This window comes from Marinobacter xestospongiae (assembly GCF_023156385.1).
Taxonomy (GTDB): Bacteria; Pseudomonadota; Gammaproteobacteria; order Pseudomonadales; family Oleiphilaceae; genus Marinobacter; species Marinobacter xestospongiae.
Map to the genome: position 1 here is coordinate 186,126 of NZ_JAKZAK010000005.1, position 14,779 is coordinate 200,904.

Sequence of the window (14,779 nt, forward strand, 5' to 3'; positions counted from 1 at the left end):
AGGGCGGTGCTGAATCCTTGTGTTCGAACCGCCGGCAGGCGGTCCTCTGAATCTGATCAGCGATTGCCTCCGGCGAAACCCAGTTTCAGGAGGCAACCATGCAGGAAAATCCCACCCCGGCTGACAGCAGCCAGCGCCAGACCGTTCTTACCGGCGATCGTCCCACCGGCCAGCTTCACCTCGGCCACTTCATCGGGTCTCTGCGTCAGCGGGTCCGGCTTCAGGACGAGTGCAACCAGACCATCCTGGTGGCCAACCTTCAGGGTCTGACCGATAACGCCAATGATCCCGGCAAGATCGCCTCCAACATCCTGGAAGTGGTTGCGGATTACCTGGCGGTGGGCATCGACCCGGCCAAGACCACCATCTGCCTGCAGTCCGAACTGCCGGCGTTGGCGGAGCTGACCATGTACTACTCCAATCTGGTGACCATCAGCCGGCTTGAGCGCAATCCCACGGTGAAGAGTGAGATCCAGAGCCGGGCCTTCGGCCGGTCCATTCCGGCGGGTTTCCTGACCTATCCCATCAGCCAGGCGGCCGACATCACCGCGTTCGACGCCACCCTGGTGCCCGTGGGGGATGACCAGCTGCCGATGATCGAGCAGACCAACGAAGTGGTGCGCAAGGTCAACAGTGTGGCCGGCAAAGATGTGCTGGTGGAATGCAAACCGCTGCTGAGCAACGTGTCCCGCCTGCCGAGCGTGGATGGCAAGGGCAAGATGTCCAAGTCCGCCGGCAACACCATCATGCTGGATTCCACCGACAAGGAGATCAGCAAGGCGGTGAAAGCCATGTACACCGATCCCAACCACCTCACCATCGACTCGCCAGGGCAGGTTGAGGGCAACGTGGTCTTTACCTATCTGGACGCGTTTCACCCAGACCCGGCCTACATAGCCGAACTCAAGGCGCACTATCAGCGTGGTGGTCTCGGCGATGGCCATACCAAGAAGATCCTGGAGGAGTGTCTGCAGGAGCTGATTCGTCCGATTCGTGAACAACGCCAGATCTACGCAGCTGACAAGGCCCAGTTGCTGGCCATTCTCAAAGAGGGCACCGAGCGGGCCCGGGAGGTCACGGGGCGGACGCTGGATCGGGTTAAAGCAGGCTTCGGTCTGGACCTGTTTCAGCGCGGATAAAACCGGTCCTGATGCGGCAAGATCCCGGAAAATCGGTGATTTTGCCGTTATCTGACGGTAGACTGTGGCCTCCGCCGGCCCCGCCCGGCGACCCATTTCACAGGCCGTAGGCCGATAAAAGGCATGACAAGGGGAGAGAACCCGGTGACACAACTCGTTGACTACCAGCTGGCGGACGGCATCGCCACCATCACCATCACCAACGGCAAGGCGAACGCCCTCAGCCACGAGGTGTTTGAGGCACTGAACCAGGCGCTGGATCAGGCGGAGCAGGACAAGGCCGTGGTGATCCTGGCCGGTCAGGCTGGCATTTTCTCCGGCGGTTATGACCTCAAGGAAATGCAGAAGGGCCCCAAGGAGGCCGCCGCCCTGGTGAACGTTGGGTCCACGTTCACTCGCCGTCTGTCAGCGTTCCCGCTGCCAGTGATCGCGGCCTGCGGTGGCCATGCCATCGCCAAGGGTGCCTTTATCCTGTTGTCGGTGGACTATCGGCTGGGTGTGGAAGGCCCGTTCAAGCTGGGTCTGAACGAAGTGGCCATTGGCATGACCATGCACCACGCCGGCATTGAGATTGCCCGCCATCGCCTGACTCCGGCGCATTTCCACCGTTCGGTGATGAATGCGGAGATTTTCGATCCACAAGGCGCTGTACAAGCCGGCTTCCTGGACCGGGTGGTTCCGGCGGATCAGCTGATGGAGCAAGCTCAGGCAACCGCTGCCCAGTTCCGCCAACTGAACCTCAAGGCCCATGGCCAGACCAAACTCAAGGCCCGCGCTGGCTACCTGGAAACTCTGGACAACGCCATTGCCCAGGACAACAAACATCTTGGCCTGATGTAAGCCCGCAACGCGTCGGGCGCTAGGCTAGTTGCCCGATTTCCCTACAGCGAGTCGATGGCGCAGAACACCGGCTCGCTGCTGATGACCCTGACCCCCTTCGGTCCGGTGCTCAGCAGCCGCTGTTCGTCCTGGGCCTGCTCCAGTTGCCAGCGCATGCTGCCGGCCTGCTCCAGGCATTGAACAATATGCCTGACCGCCTCCCGGGCGGCCGGGGTATCGGTCTGAAAGTGTCCTAGAAAGACCTCGTTGTGCCAGATCGCCAGGCGATAATGGTGCATGTTCTCCCTCCTAGACGGCAGTGGTGGTTCTGGGTAATGGCGTGTGGCGGACCGTCGCTGGCTCCAGCTGGTCAAGCCAGTCCCCGATAACCTGGCGACCTGCCGCTGGCAGCGCATGAACTGCCTTGTGCGCCTGGCGGCGCAGGCTGCACGGATCGATTCCGGCACTGGCCAGCTCGGCACAATGGCCCACCAGCCAGCGTTCCATCAGCCCGACATCTGCCTCCAGATGGAATTGCAGCCCTAACACCTGCCGTCCAATCGCGAAGGCCTGGTTGATGGCCGTGCGAGTGTGGGCCAGCCGGGTACCGCCGGGTGGAATGTCGAACTGGTCGCCGTGCCAGTGCAGTACCGGCAGGCCCTCCAGTGCTGCCAGTGGGGAGCGTCGGCCCTGCCGGGTAAGGGTCAGGGTGGCGAACCCAATCTCTTTCTCTGGCATGGCGTACACGCTGCTTCCCAGCGCCCGGGCAATAAGCTGCGCGCCCAGGCAGATACCGAGGAGGGGCTTGCCCAGCGCCAGGCGCCGGCGGATCAGTGCCAGCTCGTCACACAGAAATGGGTACTGGTGATCGTCCATGGCGCCGACCGGCCCGCCCAGCACGACCAGCAGGTCTGCCGCAGCGGGATCAACCTGTGTCAGATCGTCGGTGGTGGCGTCCAGATACTCGACGCGGTAACCATAATCCGCAAACAGCGGTTCCAGGACACCGAGATCCTCAAACGCCAGGTGTTGTAATGCGAGCAGTGATTTCATCAATGGCATTCCTTTTTAACGGCTGGAGTGGGGGAGAGCGTTGGCCGCTTGGCGGATGTCGCGATGGCTTGGGCAGAGTCTGAGCTCGGCCAGTAATAGGCGTCGGGCAGGGGGCGGGCACCAAAGATCGCCTGGCCAACCCGAACCACAGTGGCACCTTCTTCAATGGCCAGCTCAAAGTCACCGGACATCCCCATGGACAGCTCATCCAGAGCCACATTGGCGGGGGCGTCCTGTCGGAGCTGATCCCGCAGTTGCCTCAATCGGGCGAAGCAGGGGCGTACCCGGGCAGGGTCATCACTGAAGATGGCCAGCGTCATCAGCCCCCGCACCCTGAGGGCGCTGTAGCTGGAGAGGGCTCGGATGAAGGCAGCGGTGTCCTGTGGCGGCAGGCCGTACTTGCTGTCTTCGCCAGAGCTATTGACCTGGACGAACACATCGAGTCCGCGACCTTCCAGTTGCAGACGCCGATCCAGCACTTCGGCCAGTCGCAGACTGTCGAGCGCCTGGAACTCGGTTGCAAAGCGGGCGACGTGCTTGGCCTTGTTGGTCTGCAGGTGGCCAATAACGGACCATTGCAGATCCGGCAGGTCTGACAGGATTTGCGTCTTTCCCAGGGCTTCCTGCACCTTGTTTTCACCAAGCAGGCGACAGCCCGCCTGGTGCGCCAACCGAATCCGGGCCACATCCACCGTTTTGCTCACCGGCAACAGGCGAACGCTGCCAGGGTCGCGACCACTGCGTGCACAGGCGCTGGCCATGCGCTGGCGGACCTGGTCCAGGTTGTAGCGCATTTGCGCCAGGGTTTTTGCCTTGGGGTATGGCTCGGTGTCAGGAGCTGGCTGGCTTCTTTGGGTACATCGTACGGTCATGGCGGCGTGTTTCCTGCTTGATCTGGGATCTGAGGCGGTTTGACTTTTAAACTGCAAACTCTTAACCGCCGACAGAGTACCTCTGTATCTGGACCATAATTAACATCCAGTTTTAATATCCTTCATGGTCCAGATAGCGAATCAGAGTCATAATTGAGGCTCTCTCCACAGGACATCCGCTCATGCTCCGACCCTGGAACGCCCAGCTTTGGCTGGAACACACGCCGGGACGCTCTCTCCACGCACGGTTGGTGAACCAGATTGTTCGCGATATTCAGGCCCGACGGTTGCTGCCAGGCAGCTCCATGCCGGGTAGTCGGGCGCTGGCCAGTCAGTTGGGGGTAAACCGGAAAACCGTGCAGCTGGTGTACGAAGAGCTGGAAGCCCAGGGCTGGCTGTATTCCCAGCCAAGACGGGGGACCTTCGTGGCGGCGGTGCTGCCGGAGCATGGGCTGTCGGAGCAGGATCAGGCCCTGGTGCTCGATAACAGTAGAAAGGGCCGTCCTGCCCGGGGTCTGGCCACCCGGGCATCACATGGGGCGCAGCACACAGGGGTGGTGCACAGGCACACCAACGATGGCACCCCCGACGTGCGGCTGCTGCCGTTTGAGCCGCTGTCCAGGGCTTACCGACGAGCGCTGCTGAGAGCTATCCGCCTGGACTACCTGGACTACGGCGACCCGAGAGGGACGCCGGAGCTGCGGCAGGCCATCCTGGGCATGCTGGCGATGGATCGCTTTATGCCAGTGGTGCCAGAGGAAATCTGCGTGGTGCGGGGTAGCCAGATGGGCATCTTTTTCAGTGCCCGGGCGCTGGACCCCGCCAAGGGCGTGATTGTGGTCGAGGCGTTGTGCTACCCACCGGCCCGGGCGGCGTTTGCATCGACAGGCTTTGAGGTCGTGGCCTGTCCGATCGATGAACACGGGCTGGATACCACGGCACTGGAGCGTCTGCTGTCCCGTTACCCGGTCGCGGCTGTGTTTACCACGCCCCACCACCAGTATCCCACTACGGTCACCCTGTCGATGGAGCGGCGACTTGCTCTGCTGCAGTTGTCCCGTCAGCACCGGTTTGCGGTGATTGAAGACGACTATGACCACGAGTTCCACTACGAAAGCCGTCCGATTCCTCCCCTTGCGAGCCTGCCGGGATCGGAGAACGTGATCCACATTGGTTCCCTGTCCAAGGTGTTTGCGCCCGGCCTGCGGCTGGGTTATCTGGTGGCGGATTCGGCGTTTGTCGACCGGGTGGCGGAGGAGATCCTGCTGGTGGACCGGCAGGGAAATGCGGTAACGGAGCTGGCACTGGCGGATCTGATGGAGGGCGGCGAGGTCCGCAAGCACATCCGTAAGGCGCGGCGGCAGTATCGGCAGCGTCGGGATTGCGCTGCGGAGGGCCTGACGCGGCAGTTTGGGGGGCAGATTGCGTTTGCTCTACCGGCAGGCGGTATGGCCCTATGGGTGAACGTCGGGTCGTTGGTTACCTCAACGGCGATACCGAGACTGCAGGCGGCCGGCTTTCATGCCGCTGCCGGGGCTGACGGTATGGTGCATATTCGCTTTGGATTTGGTGCTCTTTCTGAGGCCGAAATCTCCCAGGCTATCGCGGCATTGGCTCGGGAGATTACCTGAATGACGAACCTGAAGGCTCCCTCAATCTGGCTTTCCTTGGTCTCCAGACAACAGCGACACCAGTGCGGCCCGGCCGCGGCTATTGGTTTCGATAAGCTTCTCCCGATCATGCCGGTGCTCCACCTGTTCTTCCAGCAGGGCTTCGTCGAATGCCCGGAAATTACGTGTAAGCTCAAGCGCGGTTGACTCTGGAATTCCTAGTTGGGTCAGTGTCATAACGGCTCCTTTTAATGCTGAGTCAAAGGTCTCACGAATCACCAGAGTGACGCCTTTGGCCCTCAGTTCGTAGGCATGGTAACGGTCCCGGGCGCGTGCAATGATCTGCACATCCGGAAAATGCTGTTGCACAAGCTCCACCACCCGCAATGAGTCCTCGGCCTGGTCAATCGCCAATACCAGAACTTGAGCGTGTTCGAGACCGGCGGTTCGCAACAGGTCCAGGCGTGTCACATCCCCAAAAAACACATCGTTGCCGTAGCGCCGAAGCAGGTTGATCTCATCCGGGTTGGAGTCCAGCGCCGTGAAGGGAATCTGACGACCCACCAGAATCCGCGCGGTAATCTGGCCAAAGCGACCGAGACCGGCGATAACCACCTTGGGGTGCTGATCTTCCGAGGGCGCCTCGCCTTCGACCGCGGTGACGCCCGGCCTCGCGGACGGAAACAGCTTCTTGGCCAGCTTCAGCAACAGCGGCGTGGTGGCCATGGACAACGCTACCACCAGATTCAGTTGGCCAATCACCGGTGCCGCCAGCAGCCCCAGGGCACCCGCCTGGGTGAGCAGGACAAACGCAAACTCGCCGCCCTGGCTAAGCAGAATGCCAAAGCGGACAGTGCCGGCCCAGGGCACCTTGCGGAGTCGGCTGATCAGGACCAGTACCAGGCTCTTGGCGGCGAGGAGGGCGATCAGGTACAGCGCGATGGTACCGGGTGCCGCTATCAGCAGACGAAGATCCATCGTCATGCCGATGGCCAGGAAGAACAGCCCCAGAAGGAGGCCCTTGAAGGGCTGGATGTCCGTCTCAAGCTGCTCCCGATAAGGCGAGTTGGCGAGCAGAACGCCGGCAACGAAGGCTCCCAGTCCCATGGACAGCCCCAGGTATCCCATCAGCCCTGCGGAGCCCAGCACCAGCAGCAGGGCGCTGGCCGTCATTACATCGCGATTGCGAAGCCGAGCCAGCCATCCCAGCCATGGATTGAGCAGAAAACGGCCTGCAAAAGCCATCGCAATCAGGGCGGCAATACCGGCCAACAATTGGGGACTGTTTTCGGCGTCCTGGTTGCCTGCCAGTACCGGCAGCAGGAGGATGATCGGAATTACCGCCAGGTCCTGAAACAGTAGAATCGAGAATGCAGCGCGACCCTGGGGCGTACCCAGTTGATTGGTTTCAACCAGCATCTGCACTACGAAGGCCGTGGACGACAGTGCCAGGATGGCTCCTATAGCCAAGCCCTCGCGCTCGCTGAAGCCCATCAGCCAGAACGCGAGCGCCAACACTGCCGCACTGAGGAACACCTGGGAGGCCCCAAGGCCAAGCAGTCGACGCCGCTGGGCCCAGAGATGTGCCGGCTCAAGCTCCAGACCCACCAGAAACAGCATAAGGACGACCCCAAGCTCCGCGAAGTGCAACACCGACTCCGCTCCGCTGATCCAGCCAAATCCCAGTGGCCCCACCAGGATGCCGGCTGCGAGGTAGCCCAGTACGCTGCCCAGACCAAGGCGTTGAAACAGGGGCAACAACACCAGGGAGGCGGCGAGCAGAATCAGGGCTTGGGCAAAGATCGTCTCCATCAACGTCTCCAGTAAAGGTGGTTTTCAGATATGGGCGGGCAAAGGTGGCTGAAAAAAGCTTAGTGGTTCCAAGGAGTTTTGACGATTGGAGGATGTGCATACCCGGTGTCCCGTGAGGCAACAAGCAGGTACGCTTAAGCTCTTCTACAAAACCGGCTGATTTGGCCGGAGGCCAACCGGATGGCACGGCCTCAGAATACAGGGAGTGTTGCAGTGATCGAACTAGTCCTTATCGCATTGGCGGCTTTGATGTACAGCGAGCTGGCCGCGATCCGACGAAGACAGCGCTGGATACTGAAGAAAATTGACCGCCTGCTCGATACCAGCGGTGTGGATCAGGATGAACTGCTTTCCCCGGAACTGCGGACAGCGATGGCGTCGGGGCGCCGATTAAAAGCGATCAAACGGTATCGGGAAGAAACCGGTGCATCGCTAACGGAAGCCAAGGTGTTTATTGATCGGTATGGCAAGTTTCGGGAGTGGGAGTGATCGCTCGTTGCGGGTGCAATGATACAGAGACCGCAACGGCCGCCATGGTCCACGATGTCGAAATAGGCACTGGGTTTTTTGGTCGGTTTTAGGAGGGGCATGATGGTTTATATTGAATATGCTGAGCAATCTCGAGTCCATGATTATGCTGAAGAAGCAAAGAGATTTGAAGAAATTACGGGATTTAGGATGCCTAAAGAATATCTGGATTTTCTAAAAGAGAATGGTTCTGGGTTATTCCCTGAACCTGGTTATTATGATGATTTGATGGAGATTGGTAAGTTTTATGACTTTTGCATTGATGATGCGAATGGCAATGGAATATTGAATGTCAACAAATCTCTTCAAGCTGATGGTAGGTTGACGAGTAATGTGTTGGCTTTTGCCGAAACTTCTGACTGCCATAATCATTTTTGCCTGGTTCTTGATGGTGTTTGGAGAGGATGTGTCGTATTGTTAGGCGATGATAGTATTCTGTTGTGGGGCGATTACCAGGTTTCAGATCTTGATGAAAAGGAAGATGTTTTGGATCGAAGTTTTTCCGAATTTATAAGCAAGCTGGAATGATTCTGTTTGTCGGGCTTGATGGAGGTGGGTTTTGAGTGTTCGGATATTAAAATAGTCGGAGAAAGTGACAAAGTTGCGTCAGCGGAAGGATATCTTGATTTTGAAGGTTCTGGAAGACCTTCTGTCGGACAATTTTAGCATTGTTGCGAAGCGTTTAAAGCCTAGCAGCTAAGTTGGCTGTTATACCTGTTTGGTTGGAGGGGATGTTCTGAATTATCTGGCTATCTTTGGGATTTTTGTTTCTGGATTGGGAGGTCTTATAGTAACGGTTAAAGCCTTCAAAACCAGTGTGGCTTGGGGGTTAGGGTGTCTTTTGGTGCCGCCGGTCATATTTCCCTACATGCTTGTTCATCCCAAAGAAAGTGTAAAGCCATTTCTTTTAATTGCCTTTGGTATGGCGTTGATTGTGTTATCTGGATCGAGCTCTTGAGGCCATGCCGGGAATCAGGTATAGAAGCCTTGTTCGTAAATAAATTTTTAGCAAACCAATGATTCTGGCCAAGCTCTGGAGATAGATGTAAAGCCGACGTTGTTATCCAGAGACTACTGAAAATCGATTGATTGTAATTTGAAATGTGAGCCACGCTTGGCATTTTTGCGGTTTTTAGCTGAGATCTTTAACGTTCTTCTGGTACCAGCGTCTGCCAAAGAAGCCGTCCAGGTGCCACGATAATGTGGGGAGTAAGCCCCGCGGCCGAAGCCAGAACCGTTGCGGTACAGGCAATTGGCTGCCGACATAGCCCGGAGTAATCCTGGCTGTGATGATACCCTCGCCCTCATCCTTGCTCCGGTGCGCCAGCAGTTGTCCGTGCCCGTCGACAATGGCGGTGTGGCCTTCCAGGATGCCGTGGTAGGTGAGCCAGGGTATTCCCGGAAAACGTGATTGGATTCGGTTGCAGTGAGAGGCGTGGATCACTGGGGCGCCAATCAACTGGGCGGTCAACTGCACACTGGCAAGCAGGTTCTCCGCGTTTTTGGCTTCCATCCTGCGGGTCAGCCACGTCGGCCAATCATTGGGCAGGCTCCACCAGTGTGATCCGCCGATCAGCACATCCACCTTGCCTTGCAGGCGACGAGCTGTCTGGCTGCGCATGAATTCCCAGCAAACAGCGGTTCCCACCCGGACATCACCAATGCGTCCGAGTTCGCCGCTGTCATCTGAATCCCCGGCTTCATAGAACGCGTTCTCCCACATGGTGGGCAAATCTTTGTCATGTTTGCCCAGTCGTTCGCCGTTGCTGAAACACACGTAACGATTGCGGACACCGCCTCGGGCCACTCGGCACATAAAGGAACCGCCAATCACCACGGCATGGCGTGTGGAGAACTCCCGCAGGAACCTGGCCGACGGACCGTCTTCGCTTTCGATTGCGGCCACCAACCCTGGATCAAAGCACACGCCGGTATTGAAGAACTCCGGCAGGGCAATCCACTGGGCACCCTGTTTGACCGCCTGTTCTGCCAGGCGCTGGCAGGCTTCTAGGTTGTGTTGCGTATCACCTACGCGGGTATCCAACTGAATGGCGGCAGCGGTGATTGTTGGTGGCGTCGAATTTGCCTTGTTTTTTACTGTCATCATGGTCATTGCGAACCGCCTTCGTAGACGGGCCCCTGCCATAGAGCAAACTCGAATGTCACCCGGTTCGGCGTCAATGTTACGAATGCGGGGGTTTCCAATGCTTCGAGTTCGTTAATCAGAGGCTCCGTAAAATTCTGAGAATATCCAAGACTAACGCAAATAAGTGTCAGGTTACCTTACAGATAAAAAAATTCTGTGACTCTCTGTTCATTAATTTCCATTTAAAACATGGCGTTATGATCTTGGGTCCAGAAATTGCTTGTAGGATATAGGGTGCGTTTATCGAACCTCTTGGTCATATAACTTAGATAAATGCCGGTTTCACAATTACGGAAGATGACTTATGCATGGAGCGTCGCTGGCACCTGCCATGAAATTTTCCTATCCGGTACCAGGATTTTTACCTGATCTAGATATTAATCTGTTGTGTGCTGGGTGAATAATATTAAATCATTATTTAATTGTAGTGATTTAGATTTGGTTTTCATTTTTAACTGCTGCATTTTGTTTTATTGGTGAGGCCGGCTTTCTGTTTTTAATGCTGAATATTTTTAATTGGAAAAAATTATGAAATTGCCGTCTATGCGGTGATATATCATATCAACGAAGGGGCGAAATGAAGATGACACTTTTGTTCAGAATGTTGTTGTGTGTTTTGGTGATCTCGCTGACTGCCTGTGGTGGTGGGGGTGGCAGTAATAGTGATACCGATGGCGGCAGTGGGGGAGACGACGGCACCGGTGCCAGCGATGGCGGCGATCAGGGTGATGGCGGTTCAACGCCTGTACAGGGAAGTACCATGATCACCCTGGGCGGAACGGACACCAGTTCACTGGGGAGCACCGCTGAAGTCAGTTTCTATGCATTCCGAGAGAATCTCGCCGGTTCCAATCTCTTTCTTTCTGCCACCAGCAGCGGGAGCGCTATGAACTTCGTGCGGCTTGGCTTGGGAGAACTGTCGGCGTCGGACGTGGACCCGAATGCGTTTGCAGCAGATCAGGCGAATGCCGTGGTGTTTAATATCACAGACATTGGGGTTTCTATACGCATAAATATAAACAGTGTGGCCTATCTGTATAGTGCTACCTGTCTTTCAGGATGTACCGGCGTTGACTTTGATACAGCATCTCGGACGTTAGAGTTGGATAATGTCGTACTCGCTCCCACCATAGGCGGGGATTCGAACAGCCAGGCAACCAGCGATCTAACGTTGGACGGAACGATTGTTTGGACCGAGGCTGTCGAAGATCCTACAGCACCAGCCTTTGATTCCGATCTTGGCGGGGCCCCTGATCGTACTTCCGATTTGACTCTGGCTGATATTACTGGTGTTTGGGATAGCGGTGCGGGAAATGATGAGGTCTATACGGTATTCAAAGGTGATGGCACGTATGTATCCTATGACTATATGGGTGATGCGGTCGATATGGGTTCGAATTGCTATGAAATAGAAAGCGACACCCTTACCGATCTGGGTAACGGTCAGTTCCGTCTTGGTGATAGCAGGTTTGGTACCTTCTACTTTTCCGGAGATGCACTCGCTTTCGAGGCGCCTGAAGGGACCTATTTCCTGGAAAGAACGACGCTACTCGAATCGGACTTCTCGCCGCTCTGCAATTAACTGAACGCGACTACTAACAGGACTACAGGGTAACGAGTGAGAGCCTGCCATTCTCCAGCAACCAATTGTTTGGGGGATGGCCGCTTGGTGTCATCCAATCCGGTGAACGCTGTGGACCATCTCGCCTGGGTTAGGGATGGATATCGACTTCGGCACCTTCCAGCAACGGAAAATACGTCTCGCGATCGGACAGTTTAAGCAGGACCGTCAGGGTGACAGTGCTGACCGAATCGGGCAGATCTTCAACGTCTGCATTCACCGTGAAATCGAACCGCTCCGGGGCCTGATGGGCGAGCGTGTCCTGGAGGTGTTGAAAATTGCTGACGGCGTCGTCTGCCAGCTTAAAGGTGTATTCCGTTTGGCCTGGCGTTGGGGAGAACAGCGACTCCCGCGACGGGATTACTGTTTCGGAGAGCAGGTCCAGAGGGAACTGGTATGTAGTAGCGCCTTTGTTTGTATCGATCTTCAGCGCCAGGTCGGTACGATCAACCATCAGTTTCGCCGGTTCTTCAAGCTGGATTCTGGCGCTGATTTCTGTCGGCGCCAACGCCAGGAAGTCCTGTTGATCGAACGTGCCCAGTTTTGCCAGTGTGCCCATGGGGACGCTGCTGCAACTGCTGATGAGAATGGAGAGAACCGTCAGGAGTACTTTCTTCAACGAGGATTTCCTTCGTGCAGCCGTTTGCCCAAAATGCTGACACTGTACTCTTTGTCGTCCATCTCGGCGACGTCTGGCAGGCATCCCCATTCGGTGAAGCCGCAGGACAGCAACAGTTTGAGGCTCGGAAGGTTGTGGGAGAATACATAACCCACCAGGGTCGACAAGCCAAGCTCGGGAGCCAGCGCCAAAGCTGCCTGCACCATTTTTGTGCCAAGCTGTTTGCCCTGACTTTCCGGCGCCAGGTAGATGCTCAGTTCGGCCGTGTGGCGATAGGCCGGCCTGCCATAGAAGTCCTCAAAGCTGATCCAACCCACGATCTGATTGTCTTCCTCATGAACCAGCAGTGGTCGACGGGCGGGGCGATGTGCCTGAAACCATTCCAGTCGCGACGCCACCGTCACTGGCTCGGTATCGGCAGTGGATCGCCGGGAGGCAATGGATGCATTGTAGATTTCGACGATCCTCGGTAGATCCGACTCGTGTGCATGCCTCAGTTCCATTGGGATGTGCTCCTTCTGCACCGGATTGAACGAATGCTGTTGCTGGTTTGCCCGGATCACCATGCAGGAACAGTACCGTTATTTCAGCCCTGAACTCAGGGCTAAATACACGTCAGGCTTATTGATCTGTAGCAGGGGAAGGCCGGGTGTCATGCGCTAGACTGCACAAACAGTCTCTCTGGCAACCGGTTCCCATGAGCGCAACGGCCTACAGTTTCAGTGTGGTATTGGTGGTGTTCCTGATCATTGGCGTGTCATCGATCCGCAAGAAACACCACGACGTCAATGACTATCTGACCGCTGGCTACAGCACCGCGCCCTGGCTGATTGGCCTGTCCTCCGTGGCCACCAATAACTCCGGTTACATGTTCATTGGCCTGGTGGGCTACACCTGGGTTGCCGGTGTCTCGGCGTTCTGGGTCGCGTTGGGCTGGCTGGTGGGGGATTGGTTGGCGTGGCGCGGATTCCATCAGCGTTTGCGACGCTATTCGGAAGATCACCCGGTCAACACCATTCCGGCGCTGACAGCGCTGAACCCGGCCACCGCGTCGAGCCCCCTTCGGGTGGTGTCGGCAGTGATCACCCTGCTGTTCCTGGCGGTCTATGCCGCGGCGCAACTCAAAGCTGGCAGTAAGGCGTTGCACGTGATGTTCAACTGGCCGGAGTGGTTGGGGGCTATGCTGGGGGCGTTGGTGGTGGTGCTGTACTCCTTTGCGGGCGGCATCCGGGCTTCCATCTGGACAGACGTGGCCCAGTCTTTCGTCATGCTGTTTGGGATGGTGGCGCTGTTTGTGGCTGGCCTTCTCGCCGTTGGTTGGCCCTGGCAGTTGGAGGCTGCGTTGACGGCGGTTGATCCGGCACTGACGCGCTGGACGCCAGATGGCCTTCTGTTTGGCTTGGTGCCGTTTGTGCTGGGCTGGGTGGCGGCGGGCCTGGGCGCGATTGGCCAGCCCCATATTCTGGTGCGCACCATCGCGTTGCGCAGTCCGGAGGATGTGCCGGCGGCCCGCCGGGTTTACTTTGCCTGGTATCTGCCGTTTGCAGTGTTGACCGTGACGGTGGGGCTGTACGCCAGGGTACTGCTGGACGGGTCCCTGATTGATCCGGAAATGACTCTGCCGTTAATGGCCCAGCAGTTTCTGCCAGAGGTGCTCACGGGCATGGTGCTGGCCGCCATCTTCGCAGCCACCCTGTCCACCGCCGATTCGATGCTGTTGTCGTGCTCTGCAGCGATCAGCCAGGACCTGATACCCCGCTTCGGGCAGTCCTACGTCCGCACCAAACTCGGTACCCTGGCGGTGACCCTGGTAGTGCTGGCCATCGCGCTGGCCGCACCGGCCAATGTCTTTACCCTGGTGGTCTTCGCCTGGTCATCTCTGGGGGGGACGCTGGGTCCGGTTATTCTGCTGCGGATTGTTCATGCGCCGCTGAATCGGCCGACTGCCATGGCGATGATGGCGGCCAGCATGGTCACCCTGATTACCTGGCAGGCGCTGGGGTATTCCGAGTCCATATACGAGCTGCTGCCGGCATTGCTGGTGGCGTTTCTGGTCTACGGGCTGATGTTCCCGTTCCAACGGAAGGAGGCCTGAGCGAGTATGCCGCTGGAAACTGATGGCAAACTGACGGTGATGTACGCCTGCGATCCCTATCGCGACGTGAACACGCTCGATCCCGGAGGCCGCTTCCTCAGTCCGGACAACGCCCGTCTGGTGGTGGTGATGGTGTGCGAGGTGCCGGAGGAGAACCTTTCCTGGTTCCGCAAACGCCTGATGCCACCCCATCAGCTGGTGCGCCAGGTGGCGGCGCAGGAAGGCGAATTGCAGGAGCGGATGTTTCAGGTGGTGTCGCACCTGGAGGCCCAGGGCTACGAGGTGGATTCCAGAGTCCGGCGGGGCCAGGGGATTGGTGAGGTGCTGGTGGCGGTCGCAGAGGAACTGAACGTTGATCTGATTGTTGCTGAACGGCGCCGCCAGAGCGCCTGGCAGCGCATGCTCGTTGGCAGCGTCACCGACTACCTGAACCGGCACGCCCGGCAGTCACTCTTGATCCTGTAA

At 57.6% G+C, this 14,779-nt stretch carries 15 protein-coding genes; 8 read left to right on the forward strand and 7 right to left on the reverse strand.

Annotated features, from left to right (window positions below):
- Nucleotides 1-98 precede the first annotated feature (98 nt).
- Nucleotides 99-1,139, forward strand: coding sequence for a tryptophan--tRNA ligase (trpS, locus tag MLD24_RS05250; protein ID WP_248164858.1), 1,041 nt, complete (start codon nucleotides 99-101; stop codon nucleotides 1,137-1,139).
- A 144-nt stretch (nucleotides 1,140-1,283) separates the two neighbouring features.
- Nucleotides 1,284-1,979: a crotonase/enoyl-CoA hydratase family protein gene (locus MLD24_RS05255; RefSeq protein WP_248164861.1), complete on the forward strand. Its 696-nt coding sequence runs from the start codon at nucleotides 1,284-1,286 to the stop codon at nucleotides 1,977-1,979.
- 41 nt (nucleotides 1,980-2,020) lie between these two features.
- Here MLD24_RS05255 and MLD24_RS05260 read toward each other — a convergent pair whose 3' ends face one another.
- Genes MLD24_RS05260 through MLD24_RS05270 form a run of 3 tightly spaced genes read right to left on the reverse strand, consistent with a single transcriptional unit; the run spans nucleotide 2,021 to nucleotide 3,883 of the window.
- Complete coding sequence (locus MLD24_RS05260) at nucleotides 2,021-2,257, reverse strand: cytoplasmic protein (RefSeq protein ID WP_248164864.1); 237 nt, start codon at nucleotides 2,255-2,257, stop codon at nucleotides 2,021-2,023.
- A gap of 10 nt (nucleotides 2,258-2,267) precedes the next feature.
- Nucleotides 2,268-3,011, reverse strand: a complete 744-nt coding sequence (locus MLD24_RS05265) for a glutamine amidotransferase (protein WP_248164866.1) — start codon at nucleotides 3,009-3,011, stop codon at nucleotides 2,268-2,270.
- A complete protein-coding gene (locus MLD24_RS05270) occupies nucleotides 3,011-3,883 on the reverse strand; it encodes a YggS family pyridoxal phosphate-dependent enzyme (RefSeq protein ID WP_248164869.1) in 873 nt (290 codons plus the stop codon). The genes MLD24_RS05265 and MLD24_RS05270 overlap by 1 nt, the downstream gene beginning before the upstream one ends.
- A 182-nt stretch (nucleotides 3,884-4,065) precedes the next feature.
- On the opposite strand from MLD24_RS05270, the gene pdxR reads away from it, so the two are divergent.
- Entirely contained in the window at nucleotides 4,066-5,514 is a 1,449-nt protein-coding gene (gene pdxR / locus MLD24_RS05275; RefSeq protein WP_248164872.1) for a MocR-like pyridoxine biosynthesis transcription factor PdxR, read from the forward strand.
- A 21-nt stretch (nucleotides 5,515-5,535) separates the two neighbouring features.
- On the opposite strand, the gene MLD24_RS05280 is transcribed toward pdxR, so the two are convergent.
- Nucleotides 5,536-7,305 carry a monovalent cation:proton antiporter-2 (CPA2) family protein gene (locus MLD24_RS05280; protein WP_248164884.1) on the reverse strand — a complete coding sequence of 590 codons (1,770 nt, stop codon included), beginning with the start codon at nucleotides 7,303-7,305 and terminating at the stop codon, nucleotides 5,536-5,538.
- A 213-nt stretch (nucleotides 7,306-7,518) separates the two neighbouring features.
- Between MLD24_RS05280 and MLD24_RS05285 the strand changes: the two genes are divergently transcribed.
- Both MLD24_RS05285 and MLD24_RS05290 read left to right on the forward strand, forming a co-directional pair.
- Entirely contained in the window at nucleotides 7,519-7,794 is a 276-nt protein-coding gene (locus MLD24_RS05285) for a hypothetical protein (protein ID WP_248164887.1), read from the forward strand.
- A gap of 99 nt (nucleotides 7,795-7,893) precedes the next feature.
- Nucleotides 7,894-8,361 carry an SMI1/KNR4 family protein gene (locus MLD24_RS05290; protein WP_248164889.1) on the forward strand — a complete coding sequence of 156 codons (468 nt, stop codon included), beginning with the start codon at nucleotides 7,894-7,896 and terminating at the stop codon, nucleotides 8,359-8,361.
- 604 nt (nucleotides 8,362-8,965) lie between these two features.
- On the opposite strand, the gene MLD24_RS05295 is transcribed toward MLD24_RS05290, so the two are convergent.
- Nucleotides 8,966-9,946: a carbon-nitrogen hydrolase family protein gene (locus MLD24_RS05295; protein WP_248164892.1), complete on the reverse strand. Its 981-nt coding sequence runs from the start codon at nucleotides 9,944-9,946 to the stop codon at nucleotides 8,966-8,968.
- Between the two features lie 610 nt (nucleotides 9,947-10,556).
- Here MLD24_RS05295 and MLD24_RS05300 point away from each other — a divergent pair.
- The gene (locus MLD24_RS05300; protein ID WP_248164895.1) at nucleotides 10,557-11,561 is read left to right on the forward strand and encodes a hypothetical protein; all 1,005 of its coding nucleotides are present in this window, start codon (nucleotides 10,557-10,559) and stop codon (nucleotides 11,559-11,561) included.
- A gap of 130 nt (nucleotides 11,562-11,691) precedes the next feature.
- Here MLD24_RS05300 and MLD24_RS05305 read toward each other — a convergent pair whose 3' ends face one another.
- Both MLD24_RS05305 and MLD24_RS05310 read right to left on the reverse strand, forming a co-directional pair.
- The gene (locus MLD24_RS05305; protein WP_248164897.1) at nucleotides 11,692-12,219 is read right to left on the reverse strand and encodes a hypothetical protein; all 528 of its coding nucleotides are present in this window, start codon (nucleotides 12,217-12,219) and stop codon (nucleotides 11,692-11,694) included.
- Nucleotides 12,216-12,722 (reverse strand): GNAT family N-acetyltransferase, encoded by a 507-nt coding sequence (locus tag MLD24_RS05310; RefSeq protein ID WP_227175763.1) that lies wholly within the window; start codon nucleotides 12,720-12,722, stop codon nucleotides 12,216-12,218. The genes MLD24_RS05305 and MLD24_RS05310 overlap by 4 nt, the downstream gene beginning before the upstream one ends.
- Nucleotides 12,723-12,916: 194 nt before the next feature.
- On the opposite strand from MLD24_RS05310, the gene MLD24_RS05315 reads away from it, so the two are divergent.
- Both MLD24_RS05315 and MLD24_RS05320 read left to right on the forward strand, forming a co-directional pair.
- A complete protein-coding gene (locus MLD24_RS05315) occupies nucleotides 12,917-14,314 on the forward strand; it encodes a sodium/proline symporter (protein ID WP_248164901.1) in 1,398 nt (465 codons plus the stop codon).
- Between the two features lie 6 nt (nucleotides 14,315-14,320).
- A complete protein-coding gene (locus tag MLD24_RS05320) occupies nucleotides 14,321-14,779 on the forward strand; it encodes a universal stress protein (RefSeq protein ID WP_227175765.1) in 459 nt (152 codons plus the stop codon).